This window comes from Nitrosomonas sp., from assembly GCA_031316255.1.
Classification (GTDB): domain Bacteria; phylum Pseudomonadota; class Gammaproteobacteria; order Burkholderiales; family Nitrosomonadaceae; genus Nitrosomonas.
Genome location: JALDQW010000001.1, coordinates 1,078,740 through 1,092,117 on the forward strand (window position 1 = coordinate 1,078,740; position 13,378 = coordinate 1,092,117).

16 protein-coding genes are annotated in these 13,378 nt (G+C 42.2%); 2 read left to right on the top strand and 14 right to left on the bottom strand.

Going from position 1 to position 13,378, the window contains the following annotated elements; all coding sequences use genetic code 11:
* Positions 1 to 50 precede the first annotated feature (50 nt).
* Entirely contained in the window at positions 51 to 1,124 is a 1,074-nt protein-coding gene (locus MRK00_04920) for an anhydro-N-acetylmuramic acid kinase (GenBank protein MDR4516714.1), read from the top strand.
* A gap of 75 nt (positions 1,125 to 1,199) precedes the next feature.
* Here MRK00_04920 and erpA read toward each other — a convergent pair whose 3' ends face one another.
* The 6 genes from erpA to rplM all read right to left on the bottom strand — a co-directional run bounded on the left by erpA (position 1,200) and on the right by rplM (position 4,864).
* Positions 1,200 to 1,562 carry an iron-sulfur cluster insertion protein ErpA gene (gene erpA, locus MRK00_04925; GenBank protein MDR4516715.1) on the bottom strand — a complete coding sequence of 121 codons (363 nt, stop codon included), beginning with the start codon at positions 1,560 to 1,562 and terminating at the stop codon, positions 1,200 to 1,202.
* 103 nt (positions 1,563 to 1,665) lie between these two features.
* Positions 1,666 to 2,076, bottom strand: a complete 411-nt coding sequence (locus MRK00_04930) for a polymer-forming cytoskeletal protein (protein MDR4516716.1) — start codon at positions 2,074 to 2,076, stop codon at positions 1,666 to 1,668.
* 12 nt (positions 2,077 to 2,088) lie between these two features.
* Positions 2,089 to 2,829 carry a hypothetical protein gene (locus MRK00_04935; protein ID MDR4516717.1) on the bottom strand — a complete coding sequence of 247 codons (741 nt, stop codon included), beginning with the start codon at positions 2,827 to 2,829 and terminating at the stop codon, positions 2,089 to 2,091.
* 63 nt (positions 2,830 to 2,892) lie between these two features.
* The gene (argC, locus tag MRK00_04940) at positions 2,893 to 3,927 is read right to left on the bottom strand and encodes an N-acetyl-gamma-glutamyl-phosphate reductase (GenBank protein MDR4516718.1); all 1,035 of its coding nucleotides are present in this window, start codon (positions 3,925 to 3,927) and stop codon (positions 2,893 to 2,895) included.
* A gap of 106 nt (positions 3,928 to 4,033) precedes the next feature.
* Positions 4,034 to 4,426, bottom strand: coding sequence for a 30S ribosomal protein S9 (gene rpsI / locus MRK00_04945; GenBank protein MDR4516719.1), 393 nt, complete (start codon positions 4,424 to 4,426; stop codon positions 4,034 to 4,036).
* A gap of 3 nt (positions 4,427 to 4,429) precedes the next feature.
* Positions 4,430 to 4,864 (bottom strand): 50S ribosomal protein L13, encoded by a 435-nt coding sequence (gene rplM, locus MRK00_04950; protein MDR4516720.1) that lies wholly within the window; start codon positions 4,862 to 4,864, stop codon positions 4,430 to 4,432.
* 193 nt (positions 4,865 to 5,057) lie between these two features.
* Between rplM and MRK00_04955 the strand changes: the two genes are divergently transcribed.
* A complete protein-coding gene (locus MRK00_04955) occupies positions 5,058 to 6,776 on the top strand; it encodes a glutamine--tRNA ligase/YqeY domain fusion protein (protein ID MDR4516721.1) in 1,719 nt (572 codons plus the stop codon).
* An 11-nt stretch (positions 6,777 to 6,787) separates the two neighbouring features.
* Here MRK00_04955 and MRK00_04960 read toward each other — a convergent pair whose 3' ends face one another.
* From MRK00_04960 to MRK00_04995, 8 genes are all read right to left on the bottom strand, one after another.
* Positions 6,788 to 6,967, bottom strand: coding sequence for a hypothetical protein (locus MRK00_04960; protein ID MDR4516722.1), 180 nt, complete (start codon positions 6,965 to 6,967; stop codon positions 6,788 to 6,790).
* 94 nt (positions 6,968 to 7,061) lie between these two features.
* Complete coding sequence (locus MRK00_04965; protein MDR4516723.1) at positions 7,062 to 7,739, bottom strand: Bax inhibitor-1/YccA family protein; 678 nt, start codon at positions 7,737 to 7,739, stop codon at positions 7,062 to 7,064.
* A gap of 212 nt (positions 7,740 to 7,951) precedes the next feature.
* The gene (locus MRK00_04970; protein ID MDR4516724.1) at positions 7,952 to 8,383 is read right to left on the bottom strand and encodes a YdbL family protein; all 432 of its coding nucleotides are present in this window, start codon (positions 8,381 to 8,383) and stop codon (positions 7,952 to 7,954) included.
* 61 nt (positions 8,384 to 8,444) lie between these two features.
* Complete coding sequence (locus MRK00_04975; protein MDR4516725.1) at positions 8,445 to 8,615, bottom strand: hypothetical protein; 171 nt, start codon at positions 8,613 to 8,615, stop codon at positions 8,445 to 8,447.
* Between the two features lie 23 nt (positions 8,616 to 8,638).
* Positions 8,639 to 10,663 (bottom strand): hypothetical protein, encoded by a 2,025-nt coding sequence (locus tag MRK00_04980; GenBank protein MDR4516726.1) that lies wholly within the window; start codon positions 10,661 to 10,663, stop codon positions 8,639 to 8,641.
* Between the two features lie 29 nt (positions 10,664 to 10,692).
* Positions 10,693 to 11,580 (bottom strand): cysteine synthase CysM, encoded by an 888-nt coding sequence (cysM, locus tag MRK00_04985; GenBank protein MDR4516727.1) that lies wholly within the window; start codon positions 11,578 to 11,580, stop codon positions 10,693 to 10,695.
* 130 nt (positions 11,581 to 11,710) lie between these two features.
* Complete coding sequence (locus MRK00_04990) at positions 11,711 to 12,004, bottom strand: ComEA family DNA-binding protein (GenBank protein MDR4516728.1); 294 nt, start codon at positions 12,002 to 12,004, stop codon at positions 11,711 to 11,713.
* A 218-nt stretch (positions 12,005 to 12,222) separates the two neighbouring features.
* A complete protein-coding gene (locus MRK00_04995; GenBank protein MDR4516729.1) occupies positions 12,223 to 13,110 on the bottom strand; it encodes an alpha/beta hydrolase in 888 nt (295 codons plus the stop codon).
* Positions 13,111 to 13,378 lie beyond the last annotated feature (268 nt).

A 13,378-nucleotide genomic window follows, 5' to 3' on the forward strand; every position in this document is an offset into this window, starting at 1 on the left:
TTTGCACAGGATTAACCCGATCGTTGGCATGTAATTATTATATTGGCCTCATGTCCGGCACGAGTCTGGATGGTATTGATGCGGTATTGGTTGATTTCAAACCTCAACCCCCTTCGATACACAAGACTTTCTTTCTTGCCTTTGACGCAGTATTTAAATCTGAACTATTGGCACTGCACGATGCCGGGCATGACGAACTCAATAAAGCAGCACTGGCCAGCATTCAATTAGCGCAGTTATACGCGCAAGCCGTTAACAGCCTTCTGATTGACTGTGCCATTATCCCTAAAGATGTAATTGCAATCGGGTGTCACGGACAGACTGTCCGCCATCATCCCGAAAACGATAAACACTATTCCATACAGCTCGTCAATGCAGCATTATTGGTCGAGCTGACCGGAATAACCGTAGTCACGGACTTCAGAAGTCGTGACCTTGCCGCAGGCGGCCAAGGCGCGCCTCTAGTACCTGCTTTTCACAAAGCCATGTTCATGGATTCATCACATCATCGTGTTATTGTCAATATTGGCGGTATCGCCAATTTAACCAATCTTGATCCAGGAAACATCGTAAGCGGTTTTGACTGTGGTCCCGGAAATATATTAATGGACGCATGGTGCTTACAGCACACAGAACAACCATTTGATAACAATGGCCAATGGTCAGCAACAGGTCAAATAATCCCTGCCTTGCTTGATAAATTTCTTTCGAACGATTTTTTTTCCTGTCCACCGCCGAAAAGTACCGGAAGAGATCTGTTTAGTTCAGAATGGCTGAGAAGCCATTTACAGGGAAATGAATCCCCTGAAGATGTTCAAGCGACTTTAATGCAACTTACTGTTTTATCAATAGCAAATTCAATACAGGAATATTACCCGACGTCTACTGAAGTATATTTATGTGGCGGCGGTGCACATAATTTACAAATAGTACAACATTTAAAAAGCGTGCTTTCTAACAAAAAAGTTTCAATAACCGACGAGCTCGGCGTAGCTGTAGACTGGGTCGAGGCCTTCGCTTTCGCCTGGCTCGCACGGCAAACAATACTCAGACAGCCTGGAAATATAACATCGGTTACCGGTGCTCGCGGTGACCGGATACTGGGTGCCATCTATCCAGCATAATAATCAATTGATATTTTGTTTGGATATGGCAATGGAGCGTTTAATAGTTTATTAAACTTTTAGATAAGATAAGCCTCAAACCGAGAACGAGGAACCACAGCCACACGTACTCGAAGCACCTGGATTTTTGATTACAAACTGCGCGCCTTGTATATCTTCACGATAGTCGATTTCAGCGCCAATCAGATATTGAAAGCTCATCGCATCAACAAGCAATTGGACACCATTTTTCTCCATGACCATATCATCCTCGTTGATTAGTTCATCAAAAATAAATCCATACTGAAAACCAGAGCACCCCCCACCGCTGACAAAGACTCTCAGCTTTAGCGCTTGATTACCCTCTTCAACGATCAACTGCTTGACTTTGTTTGCAGCATTCTCGGTAAATAAAATGGGAATACTTTCTTTTGCAGGGATACCAGTTTCAGTCGACATTTTCTTTTGCACAAAATTATAAGCCAGATTATCTCATACAATCATGGTTAACCCGGATATACAATTATAAATCCTGTTCCATAACACCTGTATTTAATACCCGTTACTCGGAAGCTGCAGGTATTAATGTGACCATTTTTTCTGGCTGAAGTTTATCTTGATGAATCATTTTTCCGTCCACAGACGCACCCAATTTTACTTCTATCGAACCATAATATACATCTCCATGTATCTGAGCATTTCCCTGAAGCTCAAGATATTTAAACGCATGAATAGGTCCGGTTACCGTTCCATTGATGATAACATTGGCTACCTGAATTTTTCCTTCAATTTCCCCCGCATCACTGAGTACCAATGTACTTTGCTCAAGCTCTTCTGCAGTAACATTACCCATAATATGTCCATCAACCCGCAAACCACCGCTAAAGCAAATATCACCCTTAATTTGGGTATTCGCCCCTATCAATGTATCAATATGATTGTGTAGTTTGGTTTTTTTATTTTTTCCAAACACTATTTTTCTCCTTTATTGGGACAGCTCAACAACCTGAGTCAATTTAACTTGATCGTCATTTTCTTCAAAGACATTCACTTTCAAACTTTCCACAACGGTATCAGGCGAAACCCTAAAAGATTCTTCTATTCTATGATAAAACTTGAAACTGATAGAAAAATTTTGCTCTGTTTCTTTATTGGTCAACAAAACTGTTTTTCTTTGATCGTTCTGCCTGAGATTGACCAAAAATTTTAGACGGCCATTAAAATCCTTAGGTCTCTGCCCGCCTTGCACAAGTGATATCGTATATCGGTATACACCTGGGTTAATATCTTTTTTCAGACTGAACTGATGAATCGAAATCCCGCTGTCAATCTTCGTGTTACCAGCCATGACATGTTCAAAGAAATCAAGCTCTTCTTTCAGCTGGTGATTCTCTCTGCCTAGCAACCGCGTTTGTTGAGTTAAACCTTCATTGGTTGTTTGTACGATCTGGAGCTGCCTTGTCAATTCAGCCAGTTGCGCGCACAAATCATCCCGTTTCTTCTGCAAACAACTACCCATATTATAATAAAACTCATCCGATTTTGACTGAGACGATACATCCATTGCACCCGCTGCTCTTCTACCCGTTTCATACATTCCCCAGGAAAGTAACAATAACAATAAACTTACAACCAAAATAGTCAGCAATCGAGATCGCCAGGAAACATGTGGACGCACCACAACACGTTCAGACAATATTCCAGATTTTTTCTTGAACAGTTTCATCACAAACAGTTCCCGATGTATATATGGTCGTTTAATAACGTATTACTGTTAATCGAGCAGCTTCTAAGGCACCAAAGGAACTTGATTGATGCCAAGCGTCTCAGGAAAACCCCACATAATATTCATATTCTGAACCGCCTGTCCGGCAGCACCTTTAACCAGATTATCGGTTACAGAAAGAATCACTACTGTATCACTGTTTTGCGGCCGGTGAACCGCGATGCGACAAATATTCGAACCACGTACTGACCGTGTTTCAGGATGTTTTCCCTCAGGCAAAACATCCACAAAGGGTTCTTTTGCATAACGTTTCTCGTACAAAGCCTGCAAATCAACTTTTCTTTTTTTGGTTAAACGGGCATAAAGTGTCGCATGAATTCCACGAATCATGGGCACCAAATGCGGGACAAACGTAAGGTCAACCGGTTTGCGCGCAATCGCAGATAAACCTTGCTTGATCTCAGGGAGATGGCGATGACCCGGAACACCATAAGCCTTGAAATTATCAGATGCTTCTGCAAGCAGCGTATGCACTTCAGCCTTTCTACCGGCACCGGAAACACCTGATTTTACATCTGCAATGAGGTGATTGAGATCAACAATTTCTGATTCGAGCAATGGCAAGAAGCCCAGTTGCACAGCTGTCGGGTAGCATCCCGGGTTGGCAACCAATCGCGCATTCTTTACCTGACGACGATTTATTTCGGGTAATCCGTAAATGGCCTCTGCAACCAGATCCGGACAATCGTGCTGCATGCCATACCATTTCTCCCATTCATTCACATCTTTAATCCGGAAATCTGCAGCCAGATCTATTATTTTCACACCGGCATTTATCAAAGCATTTGCCTGTTTCATGGCAATACCGTTCGGCGTTGCAAAGAATACCAGATCGCACTTGTCAAGCTTTGACTTGGCAGGATCGCTGAACTTGAGATCGACATAGCCTCTCAAACTGGTAAAAAGTTCGGCAACTTCCATACCTGCCTCACCACGTGATGTTATAGCTGTAATATTGACTTCAGGGTGCTGAGCCAGAAAACGAAGCAGTTCTACACCAGTGTAGCCAGTTCCACCAACGATACCTACATTGATCATATTTATTCCCAGTGATATGGTCTTTATTTTCTTTATCTCAAGACAAACAAAACAAAAAAGCCGCCTGTTATCTGGCGGCTTTTTTGTTTTCAAATAATATAGAGCATTAACGTTTGGAGAATTGTTTGCGCCGCCTTGCTTTTCGCAGACCAACTTTTTTTCTTTCGACTTCACGCGCATCACGTGTCACAAGGCCAGCTTTGCTCAAAGCTGGTTTTAGCTCGGCATCATAATTGATTAAAGCACGTGTAATACCATGACGTACAGCGCCTGCCTGTCCTGATTCACCGCCACCATGAATATTTACCATAATATCAAACGTTGTCAAATGCTCTGTAAGCTCAAGCGGCTGACGAACAATCATACGGCCCGTTTCACGTGAGAAATATTCATCAACAGGCTTGTTATTAACAATAATTGAACCTGTTCCAGGCTTGATAAAAACACGGGCTACCGCATTTTTGCGTCGACCGGTTCCATAATTATATTGGTTGCTCATATATTAAGCCCTTATTTCAAGGGGTTGTGGTTGCTGTGCTGCATGAGGATGCATATCACCCGCATACAGCTTGAGTTTCTTAATCATGGCATATCCGAGCGGCCCTTTAGGCAACATGCCTTTGACTGCTTTTTCTAGCGGCCTGCCAGGAAATCGCGCATGCATTTTCTTGAAATTGGTTTCATATATACCACCAGGGTATCCGGTATGCCTATAATATTTCTTGTCTTCCGCTTTGTTACCGGTAACACGGAGTTTGTCAACATTAATCACGATAATGTAATCACCGGTATCAACATGTGGTGTATATATGGCTTTATGCTTGCCACGCAAGCGATGCGCAATTGCTGAGGCAAGACGCCCAAGCACTTTATCTGTTGCATCAATTACAAACCAATCATGCTGTACTTCGTGTGGTTTGGCTGAGAATGTTTTCACAAAGAACCTATCCTGCGTATTCTAAAAGAGCCGGGAATTTTATTCCAGACACGATAAAAAGTCAAACAAACTACTCACACTTATATACCCGGTTAATAATGGAATCTGGGATAATCATCGCTATTATTAGATTTATGATTTTCGGATTATAGTGTATTTGTTGATTATTGATATTTTTAGCCGAGGAAAAAACTTGAAAGACGAATCAAAAAAAAAATCTCAGAAAGTTAATGCATCAGAACCCGCCGTTTCAAATTTTATTCGCAGCATTATTAATGAAGATAACCGTGCCGGCAAATGGCAGGGACGTGTAGAAACACGTTTTCCACCGGAACCCAATGGTTATCTACATATTGGTCATGCCAAAAGTATTTGCCTGAATTTTGGCATCGCACAGGAATACAATGGCGTATGCCATTTACGTTTTGATGATACCAATCCTGAAAAAGAAGCGCAGGAATATGTCGATGCCATTTGTGAAAATGTCCGCTGGCTTGGCTTTGACTGGAGAGAACACCTTTATTATTCCTCGGATTATTTCGATCAACTCTATTCATTTGCAGAATATCTGATTAATCAAGGCAAGGCGTATGTTGACAGCCAATCAGCCGAGGAAATTCGCGAACAACGGGGCACACTGACAAGCCCTGGCGAAAACAGTCCATGCCGTGAACGACCTGTTGCTGAGAGCCTTGATTTGTTTCGGCGCATGAAAGCCGGCGAATTCGCCGATGGCTCACATGTATTACGTGCCAGAATTGACATGACATCACCGAATATCAATATGCGCGACCCGGTTATCTACCGCATCAGACATGTCCATCACCAGCGCACAGGCAACAAATGGTGTATTTATCCCATGTATGATTACACCCATTGTATTTCAGATGCAATCGAAAACATCACCCATTCTTTATGTACACTCGAATTTGAAGACCACCGTCCGCTTTACGACTGGGTATTGAATCAACTGGAGGGCAAAGTGCCCTGTCACCCGCAACAGATAGAATTTGCCCGTTTGAATCTGACCTATACTGTCATGAGCAAGCGCAAACTCATCGAATTGGTAGAAAACAAACTTGTGGATGGCTGGGATGATCCGCGCCTTAGCACCTTGTCTGGGATACGCAGACGCGGATACACGCCCCGTTCAATACACCTGTTTTCCGAACGTATCGGTGTCAGCAAAGCTGATTCCTGGATTGATATGGGCGTACTGGAAGATTGTCTGCGAGAAGATCTTAACGAATGCGCACCGCGCCGCATCGCCATATTGAAACCATTAAAGCTGATTATCGATAATTATCCTGATGATCGGGAAGAAGAATGTTTTGCACCCAATCATCCCAATAAACCGGATTGGGGAAAACGCACCATACCGTTCTCAAAAACCGTGTATATCGAACGGGACGACTTTATGGAAGAGCCTGTCAAGGGATTCTATCGCCTCTCCCCCGGAACGGAGGTGCGTCTGCGCTATGCATATATTGTGAAATGTGTGCAAATCGACAAAAACAAACAAGGTGAAATTGAAACCATACACTGCGTGTATGACCCTGATACCAAAAGCGGGACAGATGGCGCAACCTTACGCAAAGTAAAAGGAAATATTCATTGGTTATCGGCCAGACACGCGCAGCAAGCTGAAACCCGTCTATTCGACCGCCTGTTTACCGATCCCAATCCGGACAGTGGCGACAAGGATTACAAAAAATTGCTCAACTCGAATTCAAAAACAATCATTAATGCCTATATCGAACCGGCGCTATGCGATGTCGCCCCAGAGCAGTCTTTTCAATTTGAACGAAATGGATACTTTATCGCGGACAGTATTGACAGCAAACCGGGAAAGCCTGTATTTAACCGGGCAGTCACGTTACGCGATTCCTGGGGAAAGATTGCCAATACTTGAAGCGTTCACAGCTAAACCAACGAGATCAAAAACATAATGAATAAAACAATTACCAGAATAGGAACCACAAAGCCCACCCAGTCAGACGAAGACCCCTTTGGGCTATTTTCCATCATATAACGCGCTCTTGGAAAGAGATAGATGATGAACATGATTAACGCCAATGCGGCGACTATTTTCATCCAATCCATAGCTTATACCTTTATAGCATTCATTTGAATTGATTGTCATAAACAAAACCCCGGACTCGCCGGGGCTTTGTTCGCTAATCAAATCATACAAAATTCAATCATCACCACCCATAATACCCAGAATTTGTAACAGACTGATGAAGATATTAAAAATTGTCATATACAAGCCGATTGTTGCCAGAATATAATTGGTCTCGCCGCCATGAATAATGCGACTGGTATCATGCAGAATAAAGCCACTCATCAACATGATTACGACAGCAGAAATCATCAGTGACATAGCCGGAATTGCCAAAAAGATATTAGCAACCGCAGCGACCAATACCAGCAAGAAGCCGACCATTAAAAAACCACCGAGAAAACTGAAATCCTTACGTGTTGCCAGTACATATGCTGACAGCCCCATAAAAATGACACCCGTACCGCCAAGCGACAACATGATGATGTTACCGCCATTAGGGAGAGACGCATACATACTTAATATCGGCCCAAGCCCAAACCCTAATAGGCCTGTAACCAGGAAAACAATGCCAATACCTGCTGTAGAGTGCGCGAAACGCGGCAAAACAAACATCGCAATTACCATACCGCCGATAACTGAAATCAAATAAGTCATCGGTGGCATATTCATCGCCATTGAAATTGCAGCAGTAAAACCACTGAAGAGTAATGTCATTGAAAGCAGCAAATACGTGTTACGTAATACTTTGTTGATTTCAATGCCTGTTCGTGCCCGTGATCTTCTGCCAATTGTTTGATAGTTCTGATTCATTATTAAACAACCTCCTATTTATAATTAAATGCCAAACTATTCTATCAATTAAATGAGACTAATTACCATCTTCTTTAGTTCAAGCATATCATGAAAAACCATTGCGACAGTATGTTTATTATATCCATTTAGCGAAATAAGAAAACCAAATTTTAACCAAATAAAATATCCTATTCCACCTTAACCATTAGGCCAAAGGTTGTCATGCAGTGTTATTTTTGCGCCCATGCATTGCCATTCTTTTGATACCACCAACCCGGTCTGGCCATATTAGTCCAGCGCTGCCCAAACGTTGATCGTATCTTGGGTTCCCATTCAGGATGATTGTTTGCACGCGCTATCTCACGATAAAGCGCGTTCCTATCCTGATTCTCAGCGGATACAAGCGTATTGACTAACTGCCGTTTTGCCAGTGGCACAGCATTCGCATCTCGAATCGTAATCAGGCCATCTTTGGTTAAACCCACTGCGCCACTATTATAGTATTCAGCAAGTTGGCCATGTCTATTTTGCATACTCTGTTTTATGCTCGTTATGGCTGGTGTATTGACCTCAAGATTAGCCTGCGCCAAGCCTGTTAATGGAATCAAAACAAATATCAGAAAAAACAATAACAAAAAATAATATTTTGGGCGATTGATCATGATTGCCTCATATTCAAAGGTTAATTGACTCATTTAGCTGGTTTGAATTAACTATTCGATCTCACTGTTCTTCTTCATTTTTCTCTTGATCCAGTTGCCACACTTCTTCAATAATTTTATCTGCCGCTTTTTCCGCCGCAGCCGCTGGAAAGTAGATATTGATCGTGACACATGCAGATAAAAACATCGCCAAGATCAGTATAAGACTTGCATAAGATGAGCATTTTTTCATTTTTACCTACTTTCTCCATTTTACTATTGAATAACTGGATCATTTTCCTGGGTAATCCGGCGCAAACGGTCGATTAATTCCTGCCATCCAACTTCTCGATTATAGCCTCTCACCGTAATTGCTGGTATTCCTCCACCCTTGACCAAGGTATAACGAGATTGCGGTTCGGATTCTATACCTCCCATATAACATATGTTAAAACGCAATGCACACTGCCAACCAATTTCCGAATAACGGAATTCCTCAAAAAAACGTAAAAAACTGCGTTGTATGGCCACAACTGCGCCTTCTCCACCCAAGGCAGATATATTTTCTATTGCCGCCTGACTGATGCGCCGGGAATAGTCACCCGGACTACTAAACAAGCGCGCATTAAAATGAATGGGCTTCCAATTGGTCAACTCAAGTTGACCCACATCGACATCTACCCGTCCCTCCATTTTCCCGAATGAGAAGGTCCTAGTTAGCAATTCAAGTTCCAAATCACGCATGGCAATATCAGCTTTTAGATGTGGCGCCAATCCCATTGGTTCAATGAGTTTAAGATTGTGAATAACAACACTACCACCAAAAACATTGAGTTGCAAAACCCCATTAACCAGAACATTGCTGCCGTCATAGCGCACTTCCGGTATAAACGCAGACAATGTGCCATGCATTTGTGGTATTTGTAGTGCTTCAGTTAAAGCAGCCATAGTAACTGGCGCAAGCTTACTATTAAATTTCCATTGCCATCCTTTATCGGTATAAGCGGCACTGAAGTCCTCCAAACTTAAAACGCCGTCCAACACTGGCAAAGCCAATTGCGGCAAAAACAAATTAAACTTGTTAATCTCAAGAGGCACACGGACAGCACCCAAAGGGATATGTAACAAATGGCCATTCATCATATTGATATCGGCGACTGTAGTTCTGTCGAACCGCCACGGGATATGGGCATCAATGCGATGAAACGCAAACCGGTCACGTGAATCGATTATGCTTACATCATTCAGATCAATCTGTAACGAACTGAATACACCTTTCTTCAGCTTGAAAGTAAAATCAGCAGACCCGTCAACTTCCATTTCTGCAAAGGAGGTGTTTCTCAAAAAAGGTTTTAGAATATGATCAAATAACGCTGATAGTTCAATGTGTTCCGATTTAAGTTGAAATGTGCTTAATTGATTATCGGACTTATTCAGAATACCTGAGAAATCAAAGCCTCCCACACCGGTTAACATCAAACTACTATCCAACAGACGTACAGTCTCATTATCGACAATCCCATGCACACGTAAATGATGGCCATTACCGGTTAAATAGACAGGTTGCCAAAAAACCTCACCCGCAGACCAGTACAAATCACTCTGCCATCGCCAATGATCATGCAGTGACGAATACTCTAAATCAGACTTCAGCATTAATTCAATGCCTTCACCCGCGTGGAGGCCCGCATGATCGGCAAATGCAAAAGCAGCAATTGACAAATCAATCGACGCAGCTTTTAAATTCGACTCAACACCCTCAAATTGAATTGTTCCGTTGATTTCTCCACCATTGGGTTTGGGCAATTGCTCATTATCTGACAACAAGCCGGCAATCGCTTTCAATTTTCCATTATTTATGGTCAACAATCCCTTCCACGCCGTTTTGTCCTGTTGCAATGTGAATTGCCAGCTTTCATTCTTTGCTGGACTTAAACCAATTCTCAGAAACGAGGAATCAAAAAGGAATTGCAATGAAACCGGGGATGAAAACAGCCCGGGAATATTGACTCTTCCGCCCTTACATAAAATTTCTTTTTGATTGTATTGAAATGTATTACATAACAGACTTATATTTTTCAATACATAATTCTGTACATTAATTTCTGCAATATCGATTTCTAACCGTCCGACTCCTAAAAAACCATTATTGAATTGAATCCGAATGGATTTCGCTTCAAAAACAGGATTTTTAATATCATCCAGCACCAGCGTAAATCGGGAATAGGCAGCAGATGCTGAAAATATCAGCAGGCAAACCATTGAAACAAGCAATAAAATCGCGATCCACCGATTGCACATAGCGATACAGTTTTTACAAACGCTTTACTTTAAGCAGGGAAGACGCCTGTAGACAAGTAGCGATCCCCGCGATCGCAAACGATAAACACAATCACAGCATGCTCGACCTGCGCTGAAAGCCTTAGCGTTGCCGCCAATGCACCCCCGGATGATATACCGGCAAAGATACCTTCTTCCTGAGCCAATCGCCGTGTCATTTCTTCCGCTTCCGGTTGAGAAACATAAATCATGTCATCGACTCGACGCGCATCGTAGATCTTTGGAAGATAAGCTTCCGGCCATTTTCGAATACCTGGTATCTGTGCACCCGCTTCCGGTTGAACCCCAATTATTTTTACTGCCGGTTGCTGCTCTCTAAAAAAACGGGAACACCCCATGATCGTACCGGTAGTCCCCATGCTACTAACAAAGTGCGTAATTTTCCCCTCTGTATCGCGCCATATTTCAGGTGCCGTACCTTGATAATGCGCAAGTGGATTGTCCGGGTTAGCAAATTGATCAAGAATAATGCCCTTACCCTCATTACACATTTTCTCTGCTAAATCTCTTGCCTGTTCCATACTGCCTTCTTTCGAAGTCAAAATGATTTCAGCGCCATAGGCGCGCATTGACTGGCGCCGTTCTATGCTCAGATTCTCGGGCATAATCAGAATCATGCGATAGCCCATGATTGCGGCAGCCATCGCCAGTGCAATTCCTGTATTTCCGCTAGTAGCTTCAATCAAGGTATCGCCCGGCTTGATATCACCACGTTGCTGCGCTTGTTTAATCATTGATAATGCCGGGCGATCCTTAACAGAGCCCGCCGGGTTGTTGCCTTCAAGTTTGGCAAGAATGGTATTACTGGTTTTCCCGGGCAAATGCTCCAATCTTACAAGTGGCGTATTACCGATAAAATTTTCTATTGTTTTGAACATAAAGTAAGCAATCTTGAATTACATTCATAGATTATCTCACAACCATTCAATTAGAAACCCCGACGCCAAAAATAAAAAAACCCTCCGGCAAGAACCCGGAAGGTCTACTCGAAAAACTTCTGGTTTTAGCCTACTGGGTCGCCATAGCCGCAGTTGTTTCAGAATTCAGTGCATTTCCTACCGTAATACTCTCTCGAAGTTGTTTCATCGTGCCTGGACCAATACCATCAACTTCGATCAAACCCTCTATAGAAGTAAATAATCCATGCTTTTCCCGATATTCGATAATCGCCTTAGCCTTGGCTGGTCCAATACCCTGTAGCACTTCAAGTTCGGCCTGTGTTGCTGTGTTTACATTAACTACAGCAAATGCAGATCCAGTAAATGCAAACAAAAGAACTACCAACATAATTATTTTCTTCATGATACATCTCCTTAAATACATAAACTGAATTAGGCATCTTCTACCAACCCAGTTTAGTTAATGATCAAAAATATGCCCTCATGCAAAATGTCATCCCTTCTTGCATTTAGACACCATATTAATCGGATGCTACAGTGTACTTATTGAGATAATTTTGTAACATTTCGTACAGAAATTAATTAAGAAATTTTTTTATCAATAACAAACAAAAGATTGCATCAACCCATCAAAAATTTTTCTACAATCAAAATCTGCTGATCATCAACCAAAATTGGTGCATGCCCTATGCCAGACAATTCAACTATTTTTGCACGAGGACCCCGTTGCTGCATTTCAACCGCAGTCTTATCAAGCAACACATCTGATTCAGCACCTCTGATGACTAAAGTTGGCGTTTCCAGTCTGTCCCAGTATTCCCATAAATTAATATCATCCATCAACGCATGCGCTTTAAAGCTAGCAGAAATTTTGGGATCGTAATAAAAGCAGTATGTACCGTCATTCAGTAAACGTGCACTATGAATCGTAAGATGTCGCCATTGATCGTCGGTCAACCGACCGAAAGGCACTGAGATCTGTCTGATATATGCTTCAAACGCTGCGATATTGTTGAAACGAACATCTTTACCGACATATTCAGACATTCTTTTTAACGCAGCCACCGGAATTAATGGTCCTATATCGCTGATTACCAACTTATGAATCTTATTTTCCGGATTTATGGCAATCATCATGCCGATCAACCCACCCAACGAAATACCAACCCAATCAATTTTTACTGGAACACTATATTGATCCCGGATATGTTTGATTAACTGAGTCGCATCTGAAAGGTAAACAGGATAGTAATCATAATCGCGCTCATTCTCCAGCCAATCACTTTGTCCACGCCCAACAACATCCGGGCAAATGACGCGACACTGCGATGATAAAACTTCCGCCAAATAATCAAAATCCCGGCAATTACGTGTCAACCCATGCACACAAATAACCACATGTGGATTACCTGGATCGCCCCAATCCGTGTATGCAATATGATGTGGTTTTTTAAACTCACCATCAGAAGAAACTGTTGGCACGAGTAGTTTTTTAAAAAATTCTTTCATAGTCGATCTAATTCTATTCTGTCAGATTAAAATGACTCCACCAAGGCCTTGATTAAACATGAAACAATACCCTGTTTTATAATCACAAATCACAACTATGCTGTGAAAATACCCCGAGCGCTCCATATCGGCTCTTTAAAGCATGCAAAACTGTCGGCGTACATTTATCTTCATATTGATCATTTTTTTATCCCCGACACGCAATTCGGCAACGACTTTCGATGACTATTGCTTAGATTGATTCAGCCAAAACGTGCAAAGACACTAC

Coding starts and splice junctions, on each gene's coding strand:
- MRK00_04920 (MDR4516714.1), top strand. CDS start 51: ATGTCCGGCACGAGTCTGGATGGTATTGATGCGGTATTGGTTGATTTC.
- erpA (MDR4516715.1), bottom strand. CDS start 1,562: ATGTCGACTGAAACTGGTATCCCTGCAAAAGAAAGTATTCCCATTTTA.
- MRK00_04935 (MDR4516717.1), bottom strand. CDS start 2,829: ATGAAACTGTTCAAGAAAAAATCTGGAATATTGTCTGAACGTGTTGTG.
- argC (MDR4516718.1), bottom strand. CDS start 3,927: ATGATCAATGTAGGTATCGTTGGTGGAACTGGCTACACTGGTGTAGAA.
- rpsI (MDR4516719.1), bottom strand. CDS start 4,426: ATGAGCAACCAATATAATTATGGAACCGGTCGACGCAAAAATGCGGTA.
- MRK00_04960 (MDR4516722.1), bottom strand. CDS start 6,967: ATGGATTGGATGAAAATAGTCGCCGCATTGGCGTTAATCATGTTCATC.
- MRK00_04965 (MDR4516723.1), bottom strand. CDS start 7,739: ATGAATCAGAACTATCAAACAATTGGCAGAAGATCACGGGCACGAACA.
- MRK00_04970 (MDR4516724.1), bottom strand. CDS start 8,383: ATGATCAATCGCCCAAAATATTATTTTTTGTTATTGTTTTTTCTGATA.
- MRK00_04975 (MDR4516725.1), bottom strand. CDS start 8,615: ATGAAAAAATGCTCATCTTATGCAAGTCTTATACTGATCTTGGCGATG.
- MRK00_04980 (MDR4516726.1), bottom strand. CDS start 10,663: ATGTGCAATCGGTGGATCGCGATTTTATTGCTTGTTTCAATGGTTTGC.
- cysM (MDR4516727.1), bottom strand. CDS start 11,580: ATGTTCAAAACAATAGAAAATTTTATCGGTAATACGCCACTTGTAAGA.
- MRK00_04990 (MDR4516728.1), bottom strand. CDS start 12,004: ATGAAGAAAATAATTATGTTGGTAGTTCTTTTGTTTGCATTTACTGGA.
- MRK00_04995 (MDR4516729.1), bottom strand. CDS start 13,110: ATGAAAGAATTTTTTAAAAAACTACTCGTGCCAACAGTTTCTTCTGAT.